Origin of the sequence: Desulfonatronum zhilinae, assembly GCF_900182865.1 — a bacterium.
Taxonomy (GTDB): Bacteria; Desulfobacterota; Desulfovibrionia; order Desulfovibrionales; family Desulfonatronaceae; genus Desulfonatronum; species Desulfonatronum lacustre.
In genome coordinates this window covers 105,643-131,468 of record NZ_FXUJ01000004.1, presented here as the reverse complement: position 1 = coordinate 131,468, position 25,826 = coordinate 105,643, and the positions used below count along the sequence as shown (strand labels likewise).

Here is a 25,826-nt window from a genome sequence, read left to right as displayed (position 1 = left end):
GTACTCCTTGGGTTGATATGGCGAGCGGAAGAAAGACGTGCCTGTGGGCCGTACACGCGCAGCTTCCGCCTTGAAACAAAAAATGTCTTCAAAAAGCCGGACGACTGTTCCAATTGATGCGGTCAATGGACGGCCCCGGAGCGTCGCCACAGGAACTTCTCCCCCTCGACCAGCAAAAAAAGAATGCTGCCGAATACGAAAATTCGCAGCCATGTCCCGAAACCCAGTCCCTCGGTACGGAAGAGAAACTGCATCGGAGGGGCGTAGGTAAAGGCAAGTTGCAACATCACCAGCACCAGGATGGACCACAACACCGCGGAACTGCCCAAAAACGCAGTCCAGTTCAGGGAACTTTCATGGATGAACCGACTGTTGAAGAGGTAGCAGATCTGCCCGAAAACCAGGGTGTTGATGGCCGCGGTGGCGGCGAGTGCCTGGGAGGAGCCGCTGTCCAGCATGTACAGATAGTGGCCCAGGGCGCCGATGGTCAACAGTACGGACACGAAGGAGATCCGCCACAGCAAGAACCTGGAGACCAGGGGTTCATCCGGCTGGCGCGGCGGTCGGCGCATCACGTTGCGTTCCGCCGGTTCGAAGGCCAGGGCCAGGGCCAGGGAAACGGCGGTGACCATGTTGATCCAGAGGATCTGGGGCGGCGAAATGGGCAGACTGAACCCGTTCACCGTGTCGGCCATGCCCAGGCCCAGAAAAATCGCGGCAATGACCACCAGGGCTTGGCCGCCGTTGGTGGGCAGGATGAACAGAATCGCCTTCTTGATATTGTCGTAGACCGTACGGCCCTCTTCCACGGCATTGGCGATGGAGGCGAAATTGTCGTCCGCCAGGACCATGTCCGAAGCTTCTTTGGCCGCCTCCGTGCCGCTCCGGCCCATGGCCACGCCCACGTCCGCCCGTTTCAGGGCCGGAGCGTCGTTGACCCCGTCGCCGGTCATGGACACGATCTTGTTTCTGGCCTGCAGCGCCGTAACGATGCGCAGCTTGTGCTCCGGAGTGACCCGGGCGAACACGTCCACGTCCGTAACCCTTTGACGCAGCTCGTCGCCGCTCATGGCGTCGAGGTCCTTGCCGGTCAGGGCCGTCTCGCCGTCCCCGATGCCCAGCTTGAGACCGATGGCCTTGGCAGTGACCACGTGGTCGCCGGTGATCATCTTTACGTTGATCCCTGCGCTGTAGCAGTTCACCCTGGTTTCACAGTCGCCGATCAGCTTGCCCGCGGCTTCCACTGCCTCATCCCGCGGTGGGTCGATGATGCCGAAGACCCCCAGCATGGTGAACCCGTCCTGGACGTCGTCCATGGTCAATCGGTCCTTGCCGTCGTCCACCCGACGCACCGCCAGGGCCAGCAGACGCTGCCCCCGGGACGCGATCCGTTCCTCTTCCTGCGCCCAAAACTCGGGGTCCAGCTTGGCCTGATCTCTCCCGGTCCATTGGGTGTCGCACACTTCCAGGACTTTTTCCGGAGCCCCCTTGAGAATGATCAGCCCCCCGCCCTCCGGATCACGGTGCAGGGTGGCCATGAACTTATGCTCCGAGCTGAACGGGATCACGTCCACGCGAGGGGAGCGGTCGTTTTCCTCCTTCTGGATAAGCCCGGCCTTCATCGCCGCGGTTACCAGAGCCGCTTCGGTGGGTGCGCCCTGGGCCTTCCACTGCCCTTCGACCTCCGCCACCTCGGCCTCGTTGCAGAGCAACCCGTAGCGCAGCAGTGCCAACACGTCCTGATCGTCCTTGTGCGGATCGATCTCGGCGTCGTCCTGCTGAAAATGACCTTTCGGCGCATACCCCACACCGGAAACCGTCAGGGTGCGATCCGCTGTGCGCACGGTCTGCACGGTCATTTCGTTGCGGGTCAGGGTACCGGTCTTGTCCGTACAGATCACGGTCACCGAGCCCAAGGTCTCCACCGCGGGCAAGCTGCGGATGATGGCGTTGCGCCGGGCCATGCGCTGCACCCCGATGGCCAGGGTGATGGTCACGATGGCCGGCAGCCCCTCGGGAATAGCCGCCACGGCCAGACCCACGGCGGCCATGAACATCTCGCCCGGAGCAAACCCTTGAAACAGGTAGCCGAATGCGAAGGTCACCGCGGCCATGCCGATAATGGCCACGCTGAGCAGGTTACCGAAGCGGGCCAATTGCTTGATCAGCGGAGTGGTCAAGGACTGGACGCCCGAGAGCATTTCGCTGATCCGTCCGATCTCCGTATCCTTGCCCGTGCCGACCACCACGCCTCGTCCCTGACCGTAGGTGACCATGGTTCCGGAGAAGCCCATCCCGGAACGGTCCCCCAGAGAGCTGTCCTGCTCCACCGGGTCCGCGATCTTGTCCACTGGAACAGATTCCCCGGTCAAAGCCGCTTCTTCGATCTGCAGATCCCGGACGTTGAAAAGCCGGACGTCGGCCGGCAGCTTGTCCCCGGCTCTGAGCAGGATCACGTCTCCAGGGACCAAGTTCGTGGCCGGAATGTCCTGCTTCTTGCCGTCTCGCAAGACCACGGCCGACGGGGCGAGCATGTTGCGGATGCTGTCCAGGGATTTTTCCGCCTTGCCCTCCTGAACGAACCCGATCAGGGCGTTGATCAGGACGACGCCGAGGATCACGCCCATATCCAGCCACTCGCCGAGCAGACCGGTGATCACCGCGGCGGCGAGCAGGAGATAGATCAGCACGTTGTTGAACTGGGCCAGAAACCGCATCAGCGCGCCGCGCCCCTTGACCATGGGCAGTTCGTTCGGCCCGTACCGCTCCAGCCGCTGGGTTGCTTCAGAGCCTTTCAGTCCTTTTTCGTCGCTTTCCAGCCGCCGGAGCACTTCCGAAACATCCAAGGAGTGCCAGGATTGCTTAACCGTGCCTTTTTCTGATGCCATGAAGTATTTCTCAAGACCCTTAAAAATTATCGGAATCACCTATTCAGCTTTTGAGGCGACACAACGAGGGACTGACCCACAAAGCGGCCCCTTCAAGCTTGGCCAAAAGGGTCCTGCTGACCGAACCCATGGAAAAATAACCCGGCCCCGAAGCCCCCGTGCGGCCCACGGCGACAACCGCATATCGTCCTGTATCGGCTTCCTGCTGCAAGGCAAAAGCAGGGCTTGCCCCACTCAGCACCTTGGTCTGAATTCTTTCCCTGGAAACACCGTTCTCCAAGAGGGAAGCAAGGGCGTGCTCAAAAAAGCCCTGGTATTCGGACTCCGGAATCTGGCTGTTGGGGATGTGCGCGAGAACGACGTTCTGCTCGGGTTGATCGGCCACGATGAAGCCGACATGGTCGGCGATCTGGACGCAGGGCTCGGAGCCGTCCACCGCTACGAGCACGTTTTTCCGCCTCCGTTCCGGGCGCTGGCAGACCCAGATCGGAAAGGATAATTCCTCGTTCATGATCCGCTTAGTGACGCTGTCCACGAACAGCTCCTCGAAACGGGAAAGCCCGCGACGTCCAAGGACCAAGGCGTCAAAATGACCTTTGGCGGATTCCTGGATCAAGTCCTTGGCCGAACCGTACTGGCTGAAAAAAAAATTCGTCGAGACACGGTCGGCGGAAAAACCGGAATCCACCAGCGCGGTCTTTCCCTGAGCAAGCAATTCCTCGGCGCGATGCTCGTGTCCCCGCTTCCAGTCTTCGGTCCATCGTTTCCGGTGATAGACGTCGCGGTCGTCCAGATACACCGCCGGCGGCTGAGGTGCCACATACAACAAGGTCAATCGAACGGCGTGCTTTTGGCCAAAGAAATGATTCACGAACCGAACGGCCTGCAAGGAACTCTGATCATCGCCGACAGCCAGAAGCAGGTGTTTTTCCATGATCCAACCCTTGTGATGAGAGCGTTCAAGCGCTTCTCTGCGCAGGATGAAGGAATCGAGCCATCCACCCTTTCCACCAATATCCTCCAGTGAAGCAAAAGCGGGATGTTCCCACAAATACGCACAAAGGGTCAATCCTCGCGCCCTTTCCAGATCAGCCGGAATGCGTTAATCAAGTGCGATCACGCACGTAAGCATGCTATCTGAAACGTTCGCCAACATTCGTTTCCTGGAGGTCCCCATGAAGCAGTCACTCGGAGCAAAGCCCCTTGTTTTCCCGACCCCGGTATGGGTTGTCGGGTCCTATGATCAGCAGGACAAACCAAACATCATGACCATCGCCTGGGGGGGCGTCTGCTGCTCCAAGCCGCCGTGCCTGACCATCTCGTTGCGCAAGGCCACCTATACCTACGGTTGCATCACCGCCCGCAAGGCCTTCACTGTTAACGTCTCCACGGAACAGGACGTCATGCTCGCCGACTACTGCGGCATCGCTTCGGGCAAAACCGCGGACAAGTTCGCCGCCACCGGCCTGACCCCGGTCAAAAGCACCCTGGTGGACGCGCCGTACATCCAAGAATTCGCCCTGGCGGCCGAGTGTCGGCTGCTCCAGACCGTGGAACTGGGGCTGCACACCATGTTCATCGGCGAAATTCTGGACATCAAGGCCGACGAAGCGATCCTCGGCCCGGACGGTCTGCCGGACCTGGACAAGCTCCGCCCCGTGGCCTTCGGCCCGGTAATCCGCACCTATCATGGGCTCGGCGAGTATCTCGGACCGGCATTCTCCATCGGCCAGAACGTTGAACAACCCGACGACAAATAGCTTTCACCCGGAGCGACCCTCGCGTGATCCGGGAGAGTTCCCGATTGTTTTCCGCGGCCCTTCGCGGTAGACAACGCGGCCATGCCCATCGGAACCCTGATCAATGCCGGGGCCATCATCCTCGGCAGCCTGCTCGGCCTGATGCTCGGCGGCCGATTTTCGGACCGCTATCGGACCCTGGTCTATCATTCCATCGGGCTCTGCGTGCTGGTCATCGGCCTGCACATGGCTTTGAGCTTCACCAATATCCTGATCCTGGTCTTTTCCATGCTCTGCGGCGCGCTCTGCGGCCAGCTCATCCGCCTGGACGACCGCCTGACCGCGGCGGGCAACGCCCTGAAACGCCGCCTCGGCTCCAAGGACGCCCGGTTCACGGACGGCTTCGTCACCGCCTCCCTGCTCTTCTGCATCGGGTCCATGGCCATTCTCGGCTCCATCGACGAAGGCATCCGCGGCGACCGGACCATCCTGCTGACCAAATCCATCCTGGACGGCTTCATCTGCATCCCCCTGGCCTCCACCTACGGCATCGGCGTCCTGTTCTCCTTTCTGTCCATCCTACTCTACCAGGGCTCCATCACCCTTCTGGCCGGGCAGGCCCAAGGCCTGTTCACCGAGCCGATCATCGCCCAGCTCACCTCCACCGGCGGCCTGCTGATCATGGGCATCGGCATCAACCTGCTGGAACTGAAGACCATCAACGTCACCAACATGCTCCCCTCCCTGGTCTTCGCCGTGCTGTTCACGGTTTTCTTTTCCGGGTGGATTTGATAGGCAAACCCCTCAAAGGGAAGCAACATGTGATGATGCGCCATTCCGGATATTCCTTCCAACCCGGACGCCTTCCCTGATCCCCAACCGCTACTCCAATGCCCATCAAACTCCCTGATATCCAGAAACAAAAAATCATGGTCAAAGTGCTCTACGCGCTCTTGCCCGTGATCGTGACCGCGACCTATTTTTTCGGTCTGCGCGTGTTGGCCGTGTTGGCCGTTTCCATGCTTTTCGCCTTTCTCACCGAATGGTTCATGGCTTCGCGCCGGGGCGGCAAGGTCACCCAGGCCTGTTTCGTCACCGGGGCGCTGTACGCCTTGTCCCTGCCCCCGAGCATTCCCTTCTGGATCACGGCCGTGGGCATTGTCGTGGGCATCCTGTTCGGCAAGGAGTTGTTCGGCGGGTTCGGCAAGAACGTCTTCAATCCGGCCATTGTCGGCCGGGCCTTTGTCTGGCTGAGCTTTCCCCTGCAGATGACCAACCAGTTCGTTCCCGTGTTCCGGGACTTTCCCGGCGGGTTCGTCCACTGGAGCATGACCGCGGCGGGCGAATTGCCGGAATATCTGCGCCAAAGCGGACAAGATGTCGTGGACGCCATGACCTCGGCCACGCCCATGGTCGCAAGCAAGAGTTTTGATTACGAGGTCGGTTTCCTGGATCTGTTCACCGGCGCCATCGGCGGATTCTTCGAGGCCGGGGAGCAGACCCTGCTCCTGGGGGCCGGCTCCATGGGCGAGGTCAGCGCTGCGGCCATTTTGCTCGGCGCGGCCTACCTGCTGTACACCAAGACGGCCCAGTGGCGGTTGATGATCCCGCCGATCCTTGGCGCGAGCGCGTTGTGCCTTTTCCTCCGCTACGGGCTCGGCGTGGAAACTGTCCCGCCCCTGCATTTCACACTGTTCTCCGGGGCCCTGCTCTTTGCCGCCGTCTTCATGGTCACCGAGCCGGTCAGCGCCCCGAAGCTGCCCAAGTCGCAGTGGATCTACGGCCTGTTCATCGGGATGATGATCGTCTTTTTCCGCTCCTACGGCATATTTTACGGGGCCGTGGCCTTTTCCATCCTTCTGGGGAACATGATCGCTCCTTCCCTGGACCTGTGGATCAAGCGCTTCACGACGCCCGCTCCCAAGCCGAAAGTCGCGTCAGGAGGGGGAAAGGCATGAAAAAGGACTCCCTCCCCTATGTGCTTGGTTTCATGTTGGCCATCAGCGTCTTTTTCGGTGCCGGAGTATCCCTGGTCCATCACGGCACCAAGGACATGCTGGCCCGCAATGAACAGCTCCACCGCAACCGGACCATCGCCCAGGCCTTTGACCTGAACGTCGAGGGACGGGACGCGGAAGCCTATGCCGCCGCTGTACAGGAACATATCCGGGAAAAGACCCTGCCCGCGGATCAACGCACCTGGACGGTTTTCGAACGGATCACGGACACCGGAGACCAAGCGGGCGACCAAGCGGGCGACCACGACGCGGACGTGGGCTTCATCTTCCAGGGCCAGGGCGTCTGGGACCTGATTCGCGGCATTATCGTGCTCAGCCCGGACCTGACCACCGTGCGCAACATCCGTTTTCTCCAGCACGCGGAAACGCCTGGACTGGGAGGACGGATTGAGGAGGACTGGTTTCTCGAACAATTTCAGGGCCTGAGCATTGCCTGGGACCGCCCCCGGGACCGTCGGGTGATCATCGGCCAGGCCCTGGATCCCGACGCTCCCAACCGTGTTGACGCCATCACCGGCGCCACGGGGACTTCCCAGGCGCTGATGGACATGCTGAACAACGACCTGCACCGGTTTCGGCAGGCCTACCAGGACGCTTCCCACGCCGCCGACCCCGAGGGCTAAGCCATGGCCGAGACATCCAAAACCATTTTCGAGAAAGGCATCTGGTCCGAAAATCCGGTCTATCGCCAGGTCCTGGGCATCTGCTCGGCCCTGGCCGTGACCAACCTGCTGACCAACACCCTGCTGATGTGCGCCGGGGTGATCTTCACCACCGCCATGTCCAACCTGACCGTCTCCATCCTGCGCAACTACATTCCCAAGCGCATCCGGATGATGGTCCAGGTGCTGATCATCGCCAGCTTCGTGATGATGGTGGACATCATGATCCGGGCCGGGGCCCCGGACATTCACCGCTTCATCGGCCCCTACGTGGGTCTGATCATCACCAACTGCATCATCATGGGCCGGGCCGAGGCCTTTGCCAGCCAGAACCGCCCCTGGCCCTCGCTCCTGGACGGCCTGGCCACCGGCCTGGGCTACTCCTTCGTACTCATCGCCATCGCCCTGATCCGCGAGCCCTTCGGCTTCGGAACCATCCTCGGCTTTCCCCTCCCGGCCAGGGATCTCTGGTGGCACTCCTGGACCATCATGATCATGCCCCCCGGAGCCTTCTTCACCCTGGGCCTGCTGACCTGGTGGGCCAGAGCCAAGACGGATCCCGGCGTCAAGGGGTGAGTTTTTACCGCTCCGGAGACGCTTTACTCGCAGCTTCACCCATATCCCTGCCGCATGTTTTCCTTCCTCCACGTCGCCGACATCCATCTGGACAGCCCGTTGCACGGATTGTCCAGATATGAAGGCGCGCCCGTGGACGAAATCCGGGGAGCGACCCGTCAGGCCCTGGCCAACCTGGTGGACTACGCCGTGGACAACGCCGTTCCTTTGGTCGTCCTGGCCGGAGACGTGTACGACGCCGATTGCCCGGACTACCAGACCCTGCTCCATTTCGCCGAGCAGATGTCCCGGCTGGGCGGGCACGGCATTCAAGTGGTCATGATCCGGGGCAACCACGACGCGGACAACCCCATGACGGCTTCCTTGCGCCTGCCCGAAAACGTCCACGTTCTGTCCTCGACCAAAGCCGACACCTGGCGTTCTCCGTATCTCCCCGTGGCCGTGCACGGCCGCTCCTACGCCGGGCGGGAAATCCTGGACAACCTGGCCGCGACCTACCCCGCCCCCTTGCCCGACCTGTTCAATATCGGACTCTTGCACACGGCCATGACCGGACGAGCCGGTCACGCCAGGTACGCCCCCTGCTCCCTGAACGACCTGACGGCCAAAGGCTACCAGTATTGGGCTCTGGGCCACGTCCACGACCACGAAATCGTCCACCGCGATCCGCACGTGGTCTACAGCGGCTGCATCCAGGGTCGGCACATTCGGGAAGCCGGGGCCAAAGGCTGCGTCCGGGTGGACGTCCATCCGGACGGCTCGGTCCGGACCGAACGAGTGATCCTGGATGTGCTGCGCTGGATGCTTCTGGACCTGGACCTGACCGGGGCCCGCGACCTGGACGACCTCCGCCTGGCCGTGACCAGCGGGCTGCGCGACGCGCTCACGGCCCGACCGGACGACCGCCTGACCGCCATCCGGTTGCGCCTTTACGGCCAAACCCCGCTGCACGCCCAGGCCGTGCGCGACCCGGACCGGCTCGTCGCCCAGATCCGACTGACCGCCACCGACGTCTCCCGCCGCGGAGTCTGGGTTGAAAAGGTGATTCTGGACACGACTCCGGACGTGAACATCGAGGACATCGCCGAGGGCGACACCCCTCAAGCCGCCCTGCTTCAAGCCTTGAAAGACCTGGAAGAGGACCCCGCCGGGCTGGACGACTTCAAAGCCGATCTGCGCGATCTGACGGCCAAACTCGTCACCACGGGCGTGGAGCCGCCGGATATGGACGACCCTCGGGTCCGCGCGACCCTGATCCGGGATGCCCGGGATCTGCTCCTGCCCATGCTCACGACGATTTCCGCCTCCCCATCTCGAGCGGATATTCCTCATGCGCATTGAAACCTTAAAACTGAAGGCTTTTGGCGGGTTCACGGACAAGGAACTGCGCTTCGACGGGCCGGAGCACCGACTGCACCTGGTCCATGGTCCCAACGAGGCGGGCAAGAGCACCATCCTGCGGGCCATCACCTGCCTGCTGTTCGGTTTTCCGCATCAGAGTCCGGACGCGCATCTGCATCCGAACAAAAACCTGTGCGTGGGCGCGACCCTGCGGCTGGACAACGGCGAAATTCTGGACCTGACACGCTTCAAGCGCCGCAAGAACGACCTGCTGGACGCCGCGGGGCAGGCGGTGGACCAGGCCCGGCTGACCCGGCTGCTGGGCGGGGTCTCCCAGGACATGTTCGGCCGGATGTTCGGGCTGGATCAGGATAAACTGCGCCTCGGCGCCGAAGGTCTGCTGCGGGCCGAGGGCAACCTGGGCCAGGCCCTGTTCGCCGCGGCCTCGGGAATCGCCGACCTGCGAGGAATCCTGGCCGAATTGGAGGCCCGCCGGGACAAGCTGTTTCGGCCCCGCGCCCCGACCTCCGCCATTCACCAGCAGGTCGGGGAACTGTCCGCTTTGACCAAACGCCTCCGGGAACTCTCCGTTCGTCCGTCGCAGTGGAAAAAACTCCAGAGCGAGTTCAAAAAGCTCCAGGCCGAGCAACGGGAACTGCAAGCCGAACTCTTTGGCCTGGACACGACCAAGGCTCGCCTGGAACGGTACCGGGAGGCCCTGCGCCATATTGATCCCCGTGAAGCCCTGATCCGCCGTCTGGGAGAGATCGCGGACGTGCCTTTACTGGCCGAGGACTTCACCGAGCGCCGAACCCGGGTCCAGCAAACCCTGACCAAGGCCCGCCATGACCGAGACGCCCTGGACTTTCGTCTCCAGCAAGCGCGACGAGAATTGGGAGAACGGAACGTCAACCGGGAACTGCTGGGCGCGGCCGAGGACGTACGGCGACTGTACGGCGAAACCACGGCCCTGCGCAAAGCCTTGAAAGAGGCCCGTCAACTGGAAGCCGACCAAGCCGTCCTGCACGCCCAGACCCAGGAAAAAATTCACTCCCTGGGGCCGGAGGCAACGACTGGGGAGCAGACGGCCCCGATTTCCAGACAACTGAAGGTTCGGATGGATGCTCTGAGCCGGGAACACGGGGCCCTGCGGGCGGACATGGCCTCCACGGCCCGGGGTGAGCAGGACGCCCAGGCCGCGGCGGCCGATCTGCGGCAGCGGCTGGAAAACCTGCCGCCCCGACCCGACCTTTTGGCCCTGGAAGCGGCCCAGGATCGGGCCGCGGAAGTGGGCAACCCGACCAAACGTCTGCGCGAAGCCTGGTCCGAGGTCGAAAAGCTGGCCCGCCGCGTGGACCAGGAAGCGAAGTCCCTGGGACCGTGGCAAGGCCCTTTGACCGATCTGGAACATTTGACCCTGCCCATGCCGGAAACCTTGGAACGCTTCGCGGACCAGTTCCAGTCCCTGCGTGAACGGATCGAAACTTTTCAACAGGACCGCTCCCGCCTGGAAAAGGCCCGCCGGGAAAAGACCTCCGCGCTGGAGCGTCTGGAGCTGCACGGAGAGCTGCCGGCCCCCGCGGCCCTGACCCAGGCCAGGACAACGCGTGATTTTGGCTGGGAACTGATCCAAAACGCCTGGCTTCAGGGCGACGTTGACCCGGATCGGGAAGCCGCGTTCATCGACCAGGTTCCTTCGGCGGCCTCGCTGGCCCAAGGTTTTGAAACCGCCATGGACATGGCCGACGACCTGGCGGACAAACTGTACGCCAACGCCTCCGGCGTGGCTCAGGCCATGGGACTCCGCCGAGAAACCGCCCGCTTGGACGAGGAACTGCGCGTCAATGCTGAACGGCTGGAAGATTTCCAAAAAGACTGGGCGCATCTTCAGGAACAGTGGGTCGAGCTGTGGCGCCCTCTGAACATCGCCCCTCTCTCCCCCCGGGAGATGCAGGCCTGGTCGATCAAGGTCCTCGGTTTGCGCCGACAGCTTGAGGAACTTGGGGAACGCCGGGCCGCCCATGCGGCCATGGAAGCGGAAATGAACTCCGTGACCGCTGGACTGGTCCACGCTCTCCAGCACCTCGGCCATCCGACTTCGGCCGAAACGGACTATGCCGCCGTCCTGGCCAGAGCCCGAAACACGCTGAAAAACCTGCAAAAACAGATTACGGAACGCGCTGAGATGGAGGATCGCCTCCAGGAGCTGAATCGCTCCCTGGATACGGCGGCCCGCCTTCGGGAAAAGGCGGTCCTGGCCATGGAGGCGTGGACCGCGCAATGGACGAAGACAATTCGCGCCGCCGGCCTGCCGGAGGGGATCGACCCGGAAGCGGCAACGGCCCTGACCCTGACCCTGGAAGAAATCGCCCAGGCCCAAATCCGACTCGCGGACATCCGCCAACGCATCCAAAACATCCGCGACGACCACCGCCTGTTCGCGGGACAGGTCCTGGCTCTGCGTCATGTCGCGCCCCTCTCGCCCTTGTCGGAACGCGTCGGCGACGAGAGTTTCGCCACGGCTTCGCCCGACGACGATCAACCGTCAGCCCTGGAAATCATCGGTCAGCTGCATGCACGGCTGGAACAAGAGCTGGATCAGGCCCACCGTCAAAAGGCCCTGCGGGACGAGGAACGTCGCCTGGAGCAGGAGCTGCACGACGCCGCCAGGACCATCCAGGAGAGCGAACGTGAACTCGACGCGCTCTGCGCCGAGGCCGGCATCGCTTCGCCCCAGGACCTGCAAGCCCGGGAAAGCGCCTCTCGAACCAAGGCCCGGATGATCGACGAGGAGCGAAAAATCGAGGAGCGGTTGTCGGAATTGGCCGGAGGCGATTCCCTGGACGAATTCATCGCAGCGGCCCGGGAGCACCGATTCGACGAACTGAGCGCGGAACTGGAAGGCATCCGAACCCGCAAAGAGGAGTTGGGCGCCCGGCGAGATGCGTGCATGGCCGAGATCGGCCGGGTCAACGCCGAGTTGCGCGGACTGGACGGCTCCTCTCAGGCCGCGGACGTGCATCAGCAGATGTGTTACGTAAAGGCCCGGCTCCAAGGCGACGTTCAGGAGTACGTCCGACTGCGTCTGGCCTCACGGGTGCTGTCCACGGAAATCGAGCGCTATCGGGAGGCCAACCAGGGGCCGGTGCTGGAAGCCGCGGCCCGCTTTTTCCGGGACATGACCCTGGGATCCTTCAGCGGCCTCCTGGCCGACTACGACGAAAAGGGGGAGCCGGTGGTCAAGGCCGCCCGCGGCTCCGCGGCGGACGATGCGCAGTTATTGGAGATGATCCAACTCAGCGAAGGCACGCGGGACCAGCTCTTTCTGGCCCTGCGGCTGGGCGCCCTGACCCGTTACCTGCAAACCAATCCGCCCCTGCCCCTGATCGCCGACGACATCCTGGTCAACTTCGACGACCACCGCTGCGCCGCCACCCTCAACCTCCTCCACGACATCGCCGCGTCCACCCAGGTGATCTTCTTCACGCATCACGGACATTTGGTGGACATCGCCAAACAAAGCCTGCCCCAAGGGCGGGTGGCCGTCCATCAGCTGGAAGGATGAGCGTATGAGCGGGCTCATTTTTCCGTGAGGCGAACCACCTCGACCACGGAATCCAGCTTGCTGATCGTCTCGATGACGCCGTAAAGCTGGGCAGAGTCGCGCACTTCGACCTGGAACAGCATCTCCGTCTTGCCGTCCGGCCTGGAATGGAAGGAGCCGGAATCAATGTTCACGCCCTCTCCGGCCATAAGGGTGCTGATCTCGCCCAGGACGCCGGGGACGTTCTTGCAGATGATCCGGATCTTGGCCGGGAAGGGTTTGCTCTGGTCCCCTTCCCAATACACGTCCAGCATCCGCTCCGGCTCCAGGAGCCCCACGTTGGGACAGTCCATCGTATGTACGATGGCGCCCCGTCCCCGACTGATGAAACCCACGATGGGATCGCCGGGCAACGGGTTGCAGCACTTGGCGAACTGGACCAGGATGTCGTCCACGCCCTTGATGCTGATCCCCCTGGACTTGGTCGACTTGGCGGATTCCGCCCGCGAGGCGGGACGTTCCTCCAGCGCTTCGGTCGTTTTCTGCTCCGCGGGCAGCATCCGGTTGAGCACCTGTCTGGGCGTGATCCGGGCATAGCCCACCGCCGTCAGCAGGTCTTCCGGGGTCTTGAAGGACAGTTCCTCCATGACCTTGTCGAACCGACCGTCCTTCATGGCCTTGGCCATGTTCACGCCGACCTTGCGGCCTTCCTTCTCCAGAACCTCGCGGGCAAAGGCGATGCTCCGGTCCCGCTCCTCGGTGCGCACCCAATGCTTGATCCGGGCCTTGGCCTTGGCGGTCTTGACGAATTTCAACCAATCCTTGCTGGGATGGCGTCCGGGATCGGTAATGATCTCCACGGTATCGCCGTTGTGCAGCGGAGTGGAGAGCGGGACCAGCCGCCCGTTGACCCGGGCCCCGGTACAGTGATTGCCGACTTCGGTATGCACCAGATAGGCGAAATCCACCGGTGTCGCGCCTTCCGGAAGCTCCTTGACATCACCCCGGGGCGTGAACACGTAGACCTCGTCCTGGAACAGGTCGATACGCAAGGAGGCCATGAACTCACGCGGATTTTCCAGATCCTGCTGCCAGTCCAGGATTTGACGCAGCCAGGAAAAACGATCCGCGTCCTTGTCCTTGCCTTTTCCCCCCTCCTTATACTGCCAATGAGCCGCTACCCCGTACTCGGCCAGCCGATTCATGTCCTCGGTGCGGATCTGGATCTCGATGCGCTCTCCATCCGGCCCGAACACCGTGGTGTGCAGGCTCTGGTACATGTTCTTCTTGGGCATGGAGATGTAGTCTTTGAACCGTCCGGGCACGGGCTTCCACAAGGAGTGGACCAGCCCCAGCACGGCGTAGCAGTCCTTGATGGAGCCGACGATGGTCCGAAACGCGATCAGGTCGTAAACCTGGTCCAGGTTCAGTCCCTGTTGCAGCATTTTATGATAGATGCTGTAGATGTGCTTGATCCGCCCCCTGACCCGCCCGGAAATCTTGTTGGCCGTAAGCAATTCGTCGATCATGGAGATGACCTTGCCGATGTACTCCTGACCGACGCTTTGATGCTGCTGGACGCCGCTGGCTATTTGTTGGTATATGTCCGGCTTCAGATAGCGCAGACTCAAATCCTCCAACTGGACCTTGACCCGATACAGCCCGAGTCGATTGGCCAGAGGGGCGTAAATGTCCAACGTCTCTTTGGCGATTAGGCGCTGCTTGATGTTTTTCTGAAACTCCAGGGTGCGCATGTTGTGCAGACGGTCCGCCAGCTTGACCATCAGCACCCGGATGTCGTCGGCCATGGCCAGGATCATCTTGCGAATATTCTCGGCCTGGGCCTCCTCCTTGGAATGAAAGCTCATCTTGCTGATCTTGGTGGTCCCGGCGACGATTTTGGCCACGTCGTTGCCGAACTCCGCGGCGACCTCCTTGATGGTGACTTTGGTGTCCTCCACGGTGTCGTGGAGCAGGCCGGCGGCGATGGACGCCTTGTCCAGCTTCATTTCGGCCAGGGAATTGGCCACTTCCAGGGGATGGAAAAGATACGGCTCGCCGGAGAGCCGGGTCTGCCCGGCATGGGCCGCGGCGGAAAAGACATAGGCTTTTTGGATCAGGTTCATGTCTTCCGGGGACATGTACCCGGAGACTTTATCCAGAATTTCGTGAATACGGATCATTATGGACTGCCTGCCCCGGAAAAAAGAAGCAGAATATTCTACTGCCTCATTCCGAATGGATGATTCGTTAAAATAGCCGAGCAGCCTCCTGCTCGTTCAGCGTCGCGACGCTGTATCTCCATGCACATTGGGAGGGAATTCTCTCGCCGCCCTTGCGACATTCCCTCATTTTGATTAAATGGACCAACCCTGATCAGATCATCGTTCAATGGCGAGGATCTTGATCAATTATTCAAGTATGATCATGAAGGAGCTTGGATCTGATATGGTTAAAGGAGAAGAAGCCGAGGTGCTGCAAGCCGCGAAACGGTTTATCCAGGAAAACGTCCCTGAGTACATTGCCTCCGGCGCACAGGCGTTGATCGCGGAGGAAGGGGACTACAAGGTTTCCTTGAAAAAAATCGACGACCACTGGGACGTCTCCGGTCAGTTCCAGACGGACGACTTCCAGGTCTACAACGCGGAACTGGGCATCAACCTCAACGACCCCAACGCCAGTTTTTTCTGCAACTGCCCGGACTCGTTTTCCGGCGTTTGTCGGCATGTGGCCGCCACGGCCTTGCATCTTGTAGCCTCTTTGCAAAGCGACAATCAAGAGGACATGCCCAAGCCCCGGACCGAGTGGCGCAAGACGTTTCGCCAGTTTTTCGCCATGGAGGTGGAGCCCGAACCGGGCAAGCAGTACTTCATCATGCGCTTCTATCCGGAACCCAAGCGCCTGCAGGTGGCCTTTTTCCGGGCCAGACAAAACAAATCCGGCATCTCCCAGGTCACTGTCCCGGTCACCCTGGAACAGCTGATCCGCAACCCGGAATGGTCCGAACTCTCTCCGGAACTGCCTCAAATCGCGGAACGCATCGGACAGCATCTGGAATACTTCGGCCATCGGGTCGACATTCCCCAAGGCCTGCTGACCTGGTTTCTCTGGGGGATTAAAAACGAATACTACCTGCGCTGGGAGGACACGGACCAGCCGGTGCGCGTGGAAAGCAAGACCCTGCGCCTGCAAGTCCGGCCCCAACTTTCCGAGGACGGCCTGAACTTCGACCTCCTGCTGGGCCGGGAAGGAAAAATCCCGTTCTCCATCACCGGTCAGGAACTCTACTTTTACGGTCAGTTTCCCCTCTGGGTCTGCTGGCGGCAGCAGTTTTTGCCCGTCCAGACCGGCCTGGACCCGCAACTGGTCCAGGATCTCGTGGAACAGCAGCCCATCGTCCCGCATGGGGATATCGCCGAATTCCTGGACCGGGTCTGGACCAAAATCCCTTCCTCGGACCTCATCGGGCAGGAAGACTTTTTGGAACGGATGCAGCCGATCTTCGTCCCGGCCACCCACGACCCGAAGCTTTTCCTGGACGAAGAGGGCAGCTTCCTGACCTTACAAATCCAGAACACCTACATGACGGAGCACGGCGAAATCACCCTGGACGCCCCGAACCCGGACTTGCAGACCGGAAGCTACCAACACGGAGGCAAGGCCTACCTCATGCGTCGGGACCAGGAAAAGGAAGCCGCGCTGATCAGCAAGCTGACCTCCATGAATTTCCAGGCCCGCAGTCCGGATATCTGGTTTCTGGAGCCGGAAGAGGCCATCACCTTTCTCCTGGACGCCTATCCCGGAATGGTTCAGGAATACCGGATGTTCGGAGAGCAGAGCCTGAACCGCTACAAAGTCCGGCTGGCCGATCCGGAGGTGGTCGCCATTCTGGAAACCCAGGACGACAAGGCCGAGGACAAGTGGTTCAACCTGGACATCTCCGTGGATTACGACGGCGAACGGGTGCCCATCGAGAAGATCTGGAAGGCCTGGACCCAGGGCAAACGCTATGTTCAGCTCAAGGACGGCTCCTACACCCGCCTGCCCGAGTCCTGGCTGAAAAGCCTGGGTCATCGCCTGGAAACCCTGGGCATTGATCCGGACAAGCCGCTCAAGCGCAAGTTCAAGCAGTTCGAGGCCCCGGTCCTGGACAAAATCCTGGAAGATATCCCGGGGGCCTCTACGGACGATTTCTGGCAGGATCTGCGGCTGAAGATCCACGATTTCGAATCCGTGGAACAAATCGAGGCCCCCAAGGAACTTCAGGCCGACTTGCGGCCTTACCAGCTCCAGGGACTGAGCTACCTGAACTTTCTGCGCAAGTACGGCTTCGGCGGAATCCTGGCCGACGAGATGGGGCTGGGCAAGACCGTGCAGACCCTGGCCTTCATCCAGCACATGATCTCCAATAAGCACGACGGCCCGAACCTGATCGTCGTGCCCACCTCGGTGCTGCCCAACTGGGACCGGGAGGCCCAGAAGTTCCTGCCTAATCTGCGACGGCTGCTGATCTACGGCATCAACCGGGAACCCTTGTTCAAACAGATCCCGGAAGCCGACCTGGTCATCACCACCTACGCCCTGCTGCGCCGGGACATGGACGAGTTGATGAAGCACGAATTCAACAGCGTCATCCTGGATGAAGCCCAAAACATCAAAAACCCGAACACCATCACCGCCCGGTCCGTGCGCCGGCTCAACGCCCGGTTCCGGCTCTGTCTCTCCGGCACGCCCATTGAGAACAACCTGCTGGAACTGTGGTCCCTGTTCGAATTCCTGATGCCCGGATTTCTTGGGTCCCAGCACGCCTTTCACAGCGGATTCGTCCGACCGATCAAGGACGGGGACGAGGAGTCCCTGGAACAGCTCAGGATGCGGGTCAAACCCTTCATCCTGCGCCGCAAGAAGGCCGACGTGGCCAAGGATCTGCCGCCCAAGGTGGAGAACGTCTACTACTGCGCCCTGGAAGACGAACAGATGGAACTGTACTCGGCCGTGGCCAGGAAGCTCAAGGACCAGGTGCTCAAAAACATCGACGAACAGGGCATGGCCAAGAGCCAGATGTCCATCCTGGACGCCCTGCTCAAACTGCGCCAGATCTGCTGCCATCCGCGGCTGCTGCGCCTGGACATGCCCGGAGTGAGCACGAACATCAGCTCCGGCAAGTTCGAAGCCTTCAAGGATCTGACCACGGGCATCGTGGAGGACGGACACAAGGTACTGGTCTTTTCCCAGTTCGTACAAATGCTGCACATCATTCGCGGCTGGCTGCAAACCACGGACATCCCCTTCACCTATCTGGACGGCTCCAGCAAGGACCGCTTCGAGCAGGTGGATAAGTTCAACAACGACGAATCCATCCGCCTGTTCCTGATCTCCCTCAAGGCCGGCGGCACGGGCCTGAACCTGACCTCCGCGGACTACGTCATCCACTACGACCCGTGGTGGAACCCGGCCGTGGAAAGCCAGGCCATCGACCGCACCCACCGCATCGGCCAGACCAAGCAGGTCTTTGCCTACAAGATGATCTGCGAAAACACGGTGGAGGAAAAGATCCTCAAACTGCAGGACCAGAAACGCAACGTGGCCGAATCCATCATCCCCGGCCAGGACGTCTGGAAGAACATCACCCGCAATGATCTGGAGATGCTGCTGGACGTGTAGATGTGTCGGCGAAACGCATTGCCGTTGCCAGCTCACGGCAATGCGCCTCCAGCCGGGGCAGAATAATTTCCAGTTCGGCGCGGGAGAACAGGCCCAGCAGCGGCTCGTGTCCTTCCCAGAGTTCCTCGGCGGAAAACGACGGCAGCAGATCGGCCAAGCCGCGCAAGGCCCCTGCGTCCGTTCCACGATCTCCCACCGCGGCATAAAACCCGCAGAGCGCGGCCTGCATCAGTTCCTGATCCAGCCAGGCCCACTCCCCGACGCCCTCCACCCGGTCCAGGCGCATTCGCAGGGCCAGATCCAGGACAAAGGCCAGCAAAGCCGAAAGCGAATTTTCCGTCTCGATCAACGGATCATGGCTCCTGGCCGTGGTCAGCCGGACCTGCACGCCGTTATCATCCCAGCGGACGATGAAATCGCCGGCGGCATGGCTCCATGGGTGGACGCAGGCTCCGGTGGCCGGGTCGAGACACAGGGTTAGAATCCGACCGGCCTGGAAAAACACCTCACGGGCCTGCTCGGCACCCAGCCGCCGGATTCCCTGGTCATGATCCCAGAGCGAAAAACCACCGTCCCCGGCGACATGAAACTCGTGAAACCCCGCAAACCAGGGAACAGTGAGAAAGGTCACCGCCTCGTCATCCCGGAAGGCCAGGGGCCGGGGCAGGAACGCCCCGCCAGGAGTCCATTGCAGGCTTTCCAGAACCAGGGCTTCCCGGCGCAGGGCGTCTCGTCCTCGCGGGGACATCGCGGTCAGCACCGCGAACCTGGCCCTGAAGCCGTCCCCGGCCTTGCCCTCTGCCCCTTGGGGCCAAACCAGCTCCAGACTCGCGGGGTGGTACAACGCGCCATGCTTTTCCGCGCGGATCACCATCTCGTCCGGCGGGGTCGGGCGATCCAGGCTCCCGGCCAACAACCGTGGTACCGCCCTGTCGTCGCGGGCAAGCATCCGGGTGATGGCCGCGAAATAGTCGCCGTAGGTCGTGCCCTGGTCGCATCCATCCAGAACGATGTTCATCGCTGCCGGGGTCACGGACAGATCGCCTCCGGGTGAGGCCACGAGGCAGGTGATTCCCGGCACGTCAAAAAAGTTCATGCTTTGCCCTCTGTTTCGACTTCAGCCCGGACCTTCGGCAAGGCCTGAGGATATTCGCGCTGGATGAACTCCAGCAGTTTCTCCCGGACATGGCAGCGCAGGTCCCAGGCCACGCCGGCGTCCTCGGCGCTCATCAGGGCGCGCAGTTCCACGGTGCGCTCCTTGGCGTCGGTGACCTGCAGTCCGGCCACCCGTCCGTCCCAGCCCGGACTGTCCTCCAGAATCCGTTGCAGCTCCCGGCGCACCTCCTGCACCGGCACGGTGTAATCCACATACAGGAACACCGTGCCCAGGATGTCCGCTGAAACCCGTGTCCAGTTCTGGAAGGGCCGCTCCATGAAATAGGTGATGGGCACAATCAACCGGCGCTGATCCCAGATCCGAATCACCACGTAGGTCAGGGTGATCTCCTCGATTCGCCCCCATTCCCCTTCCACGATGACCACGTCGTCCAGCCTGATGGGTTGGGTCAGGGCCACCTGGATTCCGGCGAACAGGGTGGCTATGCTGCGCTGGGCCGCGAAACCGGCGATGATGCCGATCACCCCGGCCGAGGCCAGCAGGCTGACCCCGATCTGGCGGACGTTTTCCAGGGTCATCAGCATGGAGGAGACGGCGATCACGGAAATGACGAAAATCAAAATCCGCCGCAAAATCCCCAGCTGCGTGTGCATCTTGCGGGCTTTCAGGTTGTCCCGGATGTTGATCTGAAACCGGCGTAGCACCAAGTCCTGAAGCAAGGCCGTGAAACGGATCAGGGACCAGGCCACGGCCATGATAAAGGCCATGCTCAGGAAGTGCCGAAAGGTCTCCAGCAGTTCCTCGGACATGACCAGGGTCGGCGCGACCACCGTTAGGATCAGCAGCGGGAAAAGCAGTCGGGAGGGCGCGGCCATGTGCCGGGGAATCAGGGCCAGCACCCTGTCCGGCTGGCCCGACTGGCCTGACTGATCCGACTGGTCGGGCGCGGCCCGGCGCAAGACGTGAAACAGCACCGCGTGCAGCATCAAACCGAACGCCAGGGCCACCACGACCACGGTCACGGACGTTCCCAACCCCCACCAATCGATCTCCAAAAAATCATTCATCAGTTCGTGAAATTCCTGCATGCTTTCTCCGGGATGGTTCAAACCTGTCTACACTTGATGAAAGAGAACCACCCGCTCCCGTCGGGCGGTTCATCTATCCCCGCCGCTGCTCATCGAACCAGCGCATTTTCTTGGCCAGCTCCTTCCAGTTGCACTGCTGAAGCACCCGGACCTGGCGATGGATGTGGTTTTCCTTGATCGCGATGTCCTTGTCCTTTTCGTCCACAATGCCGTAAAACGGCAGCGTTACCCAGAACGCCTTGTTCTTGAAGGCTTCCGAAGGGGTGAGCACGTCCTGGCGGCGATTGTAGAACGGGTCCTCGTCCTCGGCGCAGGGCGTATCGAACACGTTGAACTGTCGGCAGGCCATGGGACGCAGGGCGTGGACGGCGCAGGCATCGGCGACCAGAAACGGACACGGGCCTCCTTCCTGAAAATCCTCCAACTGCCTGACCAGGGTCTCCCGGGTCTCGCTCGTCGTTTCCTCGGTACAGTACCAGGCCATGCCGGCCATTTCCAATGGATAGACCGGGACCGCGGCATGAATCCGGCAACAGTTGGCGCAGCCCTTGCGGCAGGCCAATTTACGGCCCTCGGCCTTGGCCTGTCCGGCAAGCTCCAGGTCCACGCCTTGATCCACGATGGAATAGGCGTCCAAAAGCAGGGTCAACCAGGTCAGCTTGGCTTCTGCTTCGGGAAAGCTGAGCCGTTTTTCGGGATAAACAGATTGTACGTCCATTATTCACTCTCCAGTTTTTGGCTTCAATTGCCGCCTCATACCCCTTCCCGTCCGTTCCGGTCCACCAGGACGAAAACCGTCAAGTTGGCCAGCACGCCCACCACCAGGCCATGGATGCCCCAGGGAGCGCCCAGAGCGTAGTTCCAGATCAGCAAGGCCAGGATGCCGCCCGCGGCGCCGCTCAGAAAGCGGGTTTGGCTGACCTTTCGCCCGGTCACGGCCATGACCAGGGGCACGAGAATGATCGGGGCCCAGAAGTTGTAGGAGTAGATCAGGATGTCCAGAACGCTTTCAATGGACACGGCGAAAATCACGGCCAGAATCCCCACGATCAAGGTGAGGGCCCGGGCCAGGGCGACTTCGCGATTCTCGGGGATGGGGATCTTGCGCAGGGGTTTGATGACGTCGTTGATGCAGCAGATGGCCGCGGCGTTGAGGAAGGAGTCCGCCGAGGACATAATGATGGCGATCACCGCGGCGATGACGATCCCCTGCAACAGCGGGGAAAGGGCCTGCTGAATGACGAAGGGCAAGGCCAGATTCGGGTTGATCGTGGGATCGAGGACCAGGGCCACGAGGCCGATCAGCCCGGTGACCGCGAAGAACGGAATGGAAAACAACCCGCTGTACAAGGTGCCCTTGGCCACGTCCCGGGTGCTTCGGCCGATGAGCAGCCGTTGCAGATACGGCGGAACCAGGGTTTCGCCGAACACAAAGGTCAGGAAGAGCGACGCCAGGGCCACCAGCGCCAGGGGCTCGGCGGGCAGGGTCAGGTGGTTTGCGGGCACGCTGTCCAGGACCAGGCCCCACCCGCCGGCATACTGCACGCCGAAATACAGGGTCAGGGGCAGCCCCACGGCCAGGATCACGAACTGGACGATGTCCGTCCAGACCACGGCCCGCATCCCGCCCACGGTGGCGTAGGTGATCACGATGCCGCAGCCCAGCAAAATGCCCCAGATCCGCTCAATGCCCAGAAAAAGATTGGTCACGTAGCCGATGGCCCCGATCTGGGCCCCCAGGATTCCGGCGCAGAGAATGAAGCCGAACAGCCCGGAAAACACCTTGGCCGCCTTGCCGTAATGGACCTCCATGATGTCGCCCACGGAAATGGCGTCCGGATAGCGGCCCATCCGCGGGGCGATGAAGGCGGCCACCAGGATTTCCTTCAGGCTGAAGCCCCACAGGGCCACGATGTTCACGACGCCGAACAAAAACACCTTCTCCGCGTTGCCCATGGAAAACCCGCCGCCGATAAACGAGGCGGACAAGGTGGCGAAAATCACCATCGAGCCGAAGGATTTTCCGGCCACGGCATACTGGGAAAGGTTCGAAATGCCCCGCCCGGCCAGGACTCCGATGAGCAGAACCGCGAACAAATACGTAAAAATGATGGCGTTGGTCATGTTGTGTTGCCCTTTTTATGGAATGTGTGGATACCGGTCGCGCTTCTTACCCATGGAGACGCTCTAGCGCAAATCCCCCCCGGAGAAATTTTTGCACCGCTCTGTTCCCAGGGCTTTTGGGCGACTTACAAAAAGGACTTGCGCTGAAAGCCCTTGTGACTGTACGGAAGCACCTCAAGTACGCTGCGTCAACCTCGTTTCAAGCCCCTGATGCGCGTTTTCCACTTTTGCGCAAGGAGACCTCCAATGCTGACATTTGCCGAAGAAATCCTGCTGCTGAGCCTGGACGATAAGAAAGGTTCCTTTCTCTCCTCCGTACCGGAACAGGCCCTGCGCACCGCTCTGGCCGGGGCGTTGTTGATGGAACTGGCCGTGATGAACCGCATCGACACGGACCTGCACGCCCTGTTCGTGGTCGCCCCGGATCCCACGCCCGATACCACCGGAGACCCCTTGCTGGACGACGTTCTCCAACGCATTCAAACCGGAGAAGCCGACCAGCCCGCTGCCTTCTGGCTGAATGAGATCGCCTGGAAGATCGACAACCTGCGCGACCGCGTCGTCCAAGGCCTGGTGGAAAAAGGCGTGCTCAAGATCGAGGACCGCAAAGTTCTCTGGGTCTTTCCGCAACGCCGCTACCCGCTGCTGGACGACCGCGAGGTCAAGGAAGTCCGGGCCCGATTGCGGGACCTGCTTTTTGGCGGAGACATCCCGGAGTACCGCGACGCGGTGCTCGTCGGACTCGTCCACTCCTGCGGCATGGTCGAGACCCTGTTTTCGGACCAGGAACTGCCCCAGGTCATGCCCCGGCTGACCAAGCTGGCCCAGTTGGACCTGATCGGCCGGGAAGTGGACCGGGCCATCCGGGAAATCATGATGGCCATGACCGCGCACAATATTCGGGGAGTCGGGTTCTACTAAACCCTATCTGACCACGAGGCCGACAATGGAAGGGATCGGAAACCTCATCGGGGGCATCGGCGTCTTTTTCGTCGGCCTGCATCTGCTCAGTACGGCCTTGAAGCAGATGGCCGGACGCCGGTTCCGGCTGCATTTCGCGAAATGGGTGGGAACGCCGGGCCGGGCCGGACTCGTGGGGTTCGTGGCCGGGTTCCTGACCCAGTCCATGTCCGCCCTGTCCTTCATTGCCGGCAGCCTGGCCGGGGCCGGAATGATTCAGGTCCGGCTGGGCATGCTGATCATCTTTTGGGCCAATGCCGGCATCGGAATCATGATCCTGCTGGCCGTGCTGGACATCAAGATCGTGGTGTTGCTGCTCCTGGGCTTGGCCGGGATCAGTTTCGCCTTCAAGCGCCCGCGCCGTCTAGAGGCCCTGTCCCAGGCCCTGTTCGGCGGGGCCATGCTCTTCTACGGACTGATCATGCTCCGGGCCGGGGCCGAGCCCTTGGCGCAAATGCCCTGGTTCGAGAGCGTGCTTATGGCCGGCCATTCCTCCTACCTGCTCGCCTTTCTGGCCGGAGTCCTGCTCACGGCGCTCTGCCAGTCCTCCACTGCGGTATCCATCCTGGCCATTGCCATGACCCAGGTCGGGCTGTTCTCCATGGAGCAGACCATGATGATCATCTACGGCACCAACGTGGGCTCCGGGGCCATAAGCTGGCTGCTGGCCACGGCCATCCGCGGGACCCCCAAACAACTGATCATGTCCCAGGTCCTGTTCAACTTCTTCGCCGGAGTGGTCTTCGTCACGCTGTTCTATCTGGAAAATCTGGCAGGCATCCCGCTGGTCCGGGCCCTGGTGAACAGTCTGGCCCTGCCCCTGGAACAGCAGGCGGCCCTTGTCTATCTGCTCTTTAACTGGGGCGGGGCCGTGGTCCTGTCCCTGCTCCTGACGCCCTTTGCCCGGAGCATCGAGCGCGTCTGGCCGGCCACGAGGGAAGAGGAATGGTCTCGAACCCGCTTTTTGCGCGACGACCTCACGGACGCTCCGGAACTGCACCTCGGGCTCCTTGCCAGGGAGCAAGCCCGCCTGACCTGCCGCCTGCCGCAATATTCAGCCATCCTCCTGGATCAGATCCGGGACGACCGCGGCAAAGTCCTGGAGGCCCTGCACGCTTCCTTTCTGGCCGTATCCAAGGAGATCGACGCTCAAAGCAGCGAGCTGGTCAGCCGCCCCCTGTCCCATAACGGCCTCGAACTGCTGCTGGTCCTGCAAAACAAGCAGAAACAACTGGAAGCCTTCGAGGGCCTGCTCCTCCAGTTTTCCCTGTGCTGCCGGGAGTGGACCGGAAACCTGCGCTCGACCTTCCAGGGCACCTTCCTCCAGGGCCTCGACTTTCTTCTGCACACCGTCTGCGAAGCGGAATCCTCCGACGAAGCAACGGACGCCGAGCAATTGGTCTTGCTGACCCAGGACAAAGGGGACGTGTTCCAGTCCATCCGCAACGTCTACCTGAGCGGCGAGCAGAACATGGACATCCGGGATCGGACGGCGTTTCTGGAACTGACCGGATTGTACGAGCGCATGGTCTGGACCCTGGGCCGCATCGCCGCGCTTCAGCTGGCTCAGAAACGGCTGGCCGCGGGCTCAAAGACGTGACCGCCGCGTTTGGGAAGGGAAAAGAGAGGAAGGAGGGTCAGCGTCAGGACTCGGTGGGTGCGGTATCTCCCTTACCGGCTGGCGCGTTCAAGGACAGAACATAACTATTGATGCCTTCCTGGGGCCAGTAGCGGGCCTCGAGGGAGTCCATCAGCTTGCGCGCGATGCACAACCCCAACGCCTCGAATGTCTTGACCTGCAACAGATGCAGGTGATCGGCCCGGAGATAGTGGTCCAGCGGACCACGTATCCCCGGATACTCGATCACCACCTGAAATCCATCATCATGAACCCGGAAGCGGGCGGAGATGTCCGCGTTGTGTTTGGAGGTCTTGATGGTGCTCAGGGCATAGAGAAAGACCTCCTCCACGGCCAGTTGCAAACGCTTGGCCTCCTCTTGCGGAGTCTTCCGCAACCGACATAGCGCTTCCAAACCGGCATTGACCACCACGACCATCTCTCGTCGTGGGATCACCGTCACACGAACCACTTCCTGCATTTCCAA

General features: G+C 61.5%; 18 protein-coding genes. 10 read left to right on the top strand and 8 right to left on the bottom strand.

Annotated elements, in window-relative coordinates; genetic code table 11:
• Positions 1 to 122: 122 nt before the first annotated feature.
• Positions 123 to 2,888, bottom strand: coding sequence for a cation-transporting P-type ATPase (locus tag AC559A_RS05465; protein ID WP_498816664.1), 2,766 nt, complete (start codon positions 2,886 to 2,888; stop codon positions 123 to 125).
• Between the two features lie 43 nt (positions 2,889 to 2,931).
• Positions 2,932 to 3,822 carry a universal stress protein gene (locus tag AC559A_RS05460; RefSeq protein ID WP_498816662.1) on the bottom strand — a complete coding sequence of 297 codons (891 nt, stop codon included), beginning with the start codon at positions 3,820 to 3,822 and terminating at the stop codon, positions 2,932 to 2,934.
• 241 nt (positions 3,823 to 4,063) lie between these two features.
• Between AC559A_RS05460 and AC559A_RS05455 the strand changes: the two genes are divergently transcribed.
• The 7 genes from AC559A_RS05455 (at position 4,064) to AC559A_RS05425 (ending at position 12,789) form a co-directional block, all read left to right on the top strand.
• The gene (locus AC559A_RS05455; protein ID WP_498816661.1) at positions 4,064 to 4,648 is read left to right on the top strand and encodes a flavin reductase family protein; all 585 of its coding nucleotides are present in this window, start codon (positions 4,064 to 4,066) and stop codon (positions 4,646 to 4,648) included.
• Between the two features lie 81 nt (positions 4,649 to 4,729).
• Complete coding sequence (locus AC559A_RS05450) at positions 4,730 to 5,419, top strand: DUF554 domain-containing protein (protein ID WP_028570936.1); 690 nt, start codon at positions 4,730 to 4,732, stop codon at positions 5,417 to 5,419.
• Between the two features lie 98 nt (positions 5,420 to 5,517).
• Positions 5,518 to 6,585: an RnfABCDGE type electron transport complex subunit D gene (locus AC559A_RS05445; protein ID WP_498816660.1), complete on the top strand. Its 1,068-nt coding sequence runs from the start codon at positions 5,518 to 5,520 to the stop codon at positions 6,583 to 6,585.
• Positions 6,582 to 7,268 carry an FMN-binding protein gene (locus AC559A_RS05440; RefSeq protein ID WP_498816659.1) on the top strand — a complete coding sequence of 229 codons (687 nt, stop codon included), beginning with the start codon at positions 6,582 to 6,584 and terminating at the stop codon, positions 7,266 to 7,268. The genes AC559A_RS05445 and AC559A_RS05440 overlap by 4 nt, the downstream gene beginning before the upstream one ends.
• 3 nt (positions 7,269 to 7,271) lie before the next feature.
• On the top strand, positions 7,272 to 7,883 hold the full coding sequence (gene rsxE, locus AC559A_RS05435) for an electron transport complex subunit RsxE (protein ID WP_028570934.1): 612 nt from the start codon (positions 7,272 to 7,274) through the stop codon (positions 7,881 to 7,883).
• Positions 7,884 to 7,937: 54 nt separating this feature from the next.
• Positions 7,938 to 9,224: a metallophosphoesterase family protein gene (locus tag AC559A_RS05430; RefSeq protein ID WP_498816658.1), complete on the top strand. Its 1,287-nt coding sequence runs from the start codon at positions 7,938 to 7,940 to the stop codon at positions 9,222 to 9,224.
• Positions 9,214 to 12,789 carry an ATP-binding protein gene (locus tag AC559A_RS05425; protein ID WP_498816657.1) on the top strand — a complete coding sequence of 1,192 codons (3,576 nt, stop codon included), beginning with the start codon at positions 9,214 to 9,216 and terminating at the stop codon, positions 12,787 to 12,789. The genes AC559A_RS05430 and AC559A_RS05425 overlap by 11 nt, the downstream gene beginning before the upstream one ends.
• 14 nt (positions 12,790 to 12,803) lie before the next feature.
• Here the strand turns inward: AC559A_RS05425 and AC559A_RS05420 are convergent, their stop codons facing one another.
• Positions 12,804 to 14,951, bottom strand: a complete 2,148-nt coding sequence (locus AC559A_RS05420; RefSeq protein WP_498816656.1) for a RelA/SpoT family protein — start codon at positions 14,949 to 14,951, stop codon at positions 12,804 to 12,806.
• Positions 14,952 to 15,216: 265 nt separating this feature from the next.
• Here AC559A_RS05420 and AC559A_RS05415 point away from each other — a divergent pair, with 265 nt between their 5' ends.
• Positions 15,217 to 18,432 (top strand): DEAD/DEAH box helicase, encoded by a 3,216-nt coding sequence (locus tag AC559A_RS05415; RefSeq protein WP_498816654.1) that lies wholly within the window; start codon positions 15,217 to 15,219, stop codon positions 18,430 to 18,432.
• Here AC559A_RS05415 and AC559A_RS05410 read toward each other — a convergent pair.
• From AC559A_RS05410 to AC559A_RS05395, 4 genes are all read right to left on the bottom strand, one after another.
• Positions 18,395 to 19,528 carry a hypothetical protein gene (locus AC559A_RS05410; protein WP_498816653.1) on the bottom strand — a complete coding sequence of 378 codons (1,134 nt, stop codon included), beginning with the start codon at positions 19,526 to 19,528 and terminating at the stop codon, positions 18,395 to 18,397. The genes AC559A_RS05415 and AC559A_RS05410 overlap by 38 nt on opposite strands.
• Complete coding sequence (locus AC559A_RS05405) at positions 19,525 to 20,637, bottom strand: mechanosensitive ion channel family protein (protein WP_498816651.1); 1,113 nt, start codon at positions 20,635 to 20,637, stop codon at positions 19,525 to 19,527. Before AC559A_RS05405 ends, AC559A_RS05410 begins: the two co-directional genes overlap by 4 nt.
• A 73-nt stretch (positions 20,638 to 20,710) precedes the next feature.
• The gene (locus AC559A_RS05400; RefSeq protein ID WP_498816649.1) at positions 20,711 to 21,355 is read right to left on the bottom strand and encodes a YkgJ family cysteine cluster protein; all 645 of its coding nucleotides are present in this window, start codon (positions 21,353 to 21,355) and stop codon (positions 20,711 to 20,713) included.
• Positions 21,356 to 21,390: 35 nt separating this feature from the next.
• Positions 21,391 to 22,761 carry a sodium:solute symporter family protein gene (locus AC559A_RS05395; RefSeq protein ID WP_498816647.1) on the bottom strand — a complete coding sequence of 457 codons (1,371 nt, stop codon included), beginning with the start codon at positions 22,759 to 22,761 and terminating at the stop codon, positions 21,391 to 21,393.
• 246 nt (positions 22,762 to 23,007) lie between these two features.
• Here AC559A_RS05395 and AC559A_RS05390 point away from each other — a divergent pair, with 246 nt between their 5' ends.
• Positions 23,008 to 23,682, top strand: coding sequence for a GOLPH3/VPS74 family protein (locus AC559A_RS05390; RefSeq protein WP_498816646.1), 675 nt, complete (start codon positions 23,008 to 23,010; stop codon positions 23,680 to 23,682).
• 25 nt (positions 23,683 to 23,707) lie between these two features.
• Complete coding sequence (locus AC559A_RS05385) at positions 23,708 to 25,321, top strand: Na/Pi cotransporter family protein (RefSeq protein WP_498816644.1); 1,614 nt, start codon at positions 23,708 to 23,710, stop codon at positions 25,319 to 25,321.
• A gap of 43 nt (positions 25,322 to 25,364) precedes the next feature.
• On the opposite strand, the gene AC559A_RS05380 is transcribed toward AC559A_RS05385, so the two are convergent.
• Entirely contained in the window at positions 25,365 to 25,820 is a 456-nt protein-coding gene (locus AC559A_RS05380; protein ID WP_498816642.1) for an ATP-binding protein, read from the bottom strand.
• Between the last annotated feature and the right edge of the window lie 6 nt (positions 25,821 to 25,826).

Bases quoted from the DNA above. Each gene is read 5' to 3' on its own strand.
- AC559A_RS05465 (WP_498816664.1), bottom strand. From the start codon at position 2,888: ATGGCATCAGAAAAAGGCACGGTTAAGCAATCCTGGCACTCCTTGGAT.
- AC559A_RS05460 (WP_498816662.1), bottom strand. From the start codon at position 3,822: ATGGAAAAACACCTGCTTCTGGCTGTCGGCGATGATCAGAGTTCCTTG.
- AC559A_RS05455 (WP_498816661.1), top strand. From the start codon at position 4,064: ATGAAGCAGTCACTCGGAGCAAAGCCCCTTGTTTTCCCGACCCCGGTA.
- AC559A_RS05450 (WP_028570936.1), top strand. From the start codon at position 4,730: ATGCCCATCGGAACCCTGATCAATGCCGGGGCCATCATCCTCGGCAGC.
- AC559A_RS05445 (WP_498816660.1), top strand. From the start codon at position 5,518: ATGCCCATCAAACTCCCTGATATCCAGAAACAAAAAATCATGGTCAAA.
- AC559A_RS05440 (WP_498816659.1), top strand. From the start codon at position 6,582: ATGAAAAAGGACTCCCTCCCCTATGTGCTTGGTTTCATGTTGGCCATC.
- rsxE (WP_028570934.1), top strand. From the start codon at position 7,272: ATGGCCGAGACATCCAAAACCATTTTCGAGAAAGGCATCTGGTCCGAA.
- AC559A_RS05430 (WP_498816658.1), top strand. From the start codon at position 7,938: ATGTTTTCCTTCCTCCACGTCGCCGACATCCATCTGGACAGCCCGTTG.
- AC559A_RS05425 (WP_498816657.1), top strand. From the start codon at position 9,214: ATGCGCATTGAAACCTTAAAACTGAAGGCTTTTGGCGGGTTCACGGAC.
- AC559A_RS05420 (WP_498816656.1), bottom strand. From the start codon at position 14,951: ATGATCCGTATTCACGAAATTCTGGATAAAGTCTCCGGGTACATGTCC.
- AC559A_RS05415 (WP_498816654.1), top strand. From the start codon at position 15,217: ATGGTTAAAGGAGAAGAAGCCGAGGTGCTGCAAGCCGCGAAACGGTTT.
- AC559A_RS05410 (WP_498816653.1), bottom strand. From the start codon at position 19,528: ATGAACTTTTTTGACGTGCCGGGAATCACCTGCCTCGTGGCCTCACCC.
- AC559A_RS05405 (WP_498816651.1), bottom strand. From the start codon at position 20,637: ATGCAGGAATTTCACGAACTGATGAATGATTTTTTGGAGATCGATTGG.
- AC559A_RS05400 (WP_498816649.1), bottom strand. From the start codon at position 21,355: ATGGACGTACAATCTGTTTATCCCGAAAAACGGCTCAGCTTTCCCGAA.
- AC559A_RS05395 (WP_498816647.1), bottom strand. From the start codon at position 22,761: ATGACCAACGCCATCATTTTTACGTATTTGTTCGCGGTTCTGCTCATC.
- AC559A_RS05390 (WP_498816646.1), top strand. From the start codon at position 23,008: ATGCTGACATTTGCCGAAGAAATCCTGCTGCTGAGCCTGGACGATAAG.
- AC559A_RS05385 (WP_498816644.1), top strand. From the start codon at position 23,708: ATGGAAGGGATCGGAAACCTCATCGGGGGCATCGGCGTCTTTTTCGTC.
- AC559A_RS05380 (WP_498816642.1), bottom strand. From the start codon at position 25,820: ATGCAGGAAGTGGTTCGTGTGACGGTGATCCCACGACGAGAGATGGTC.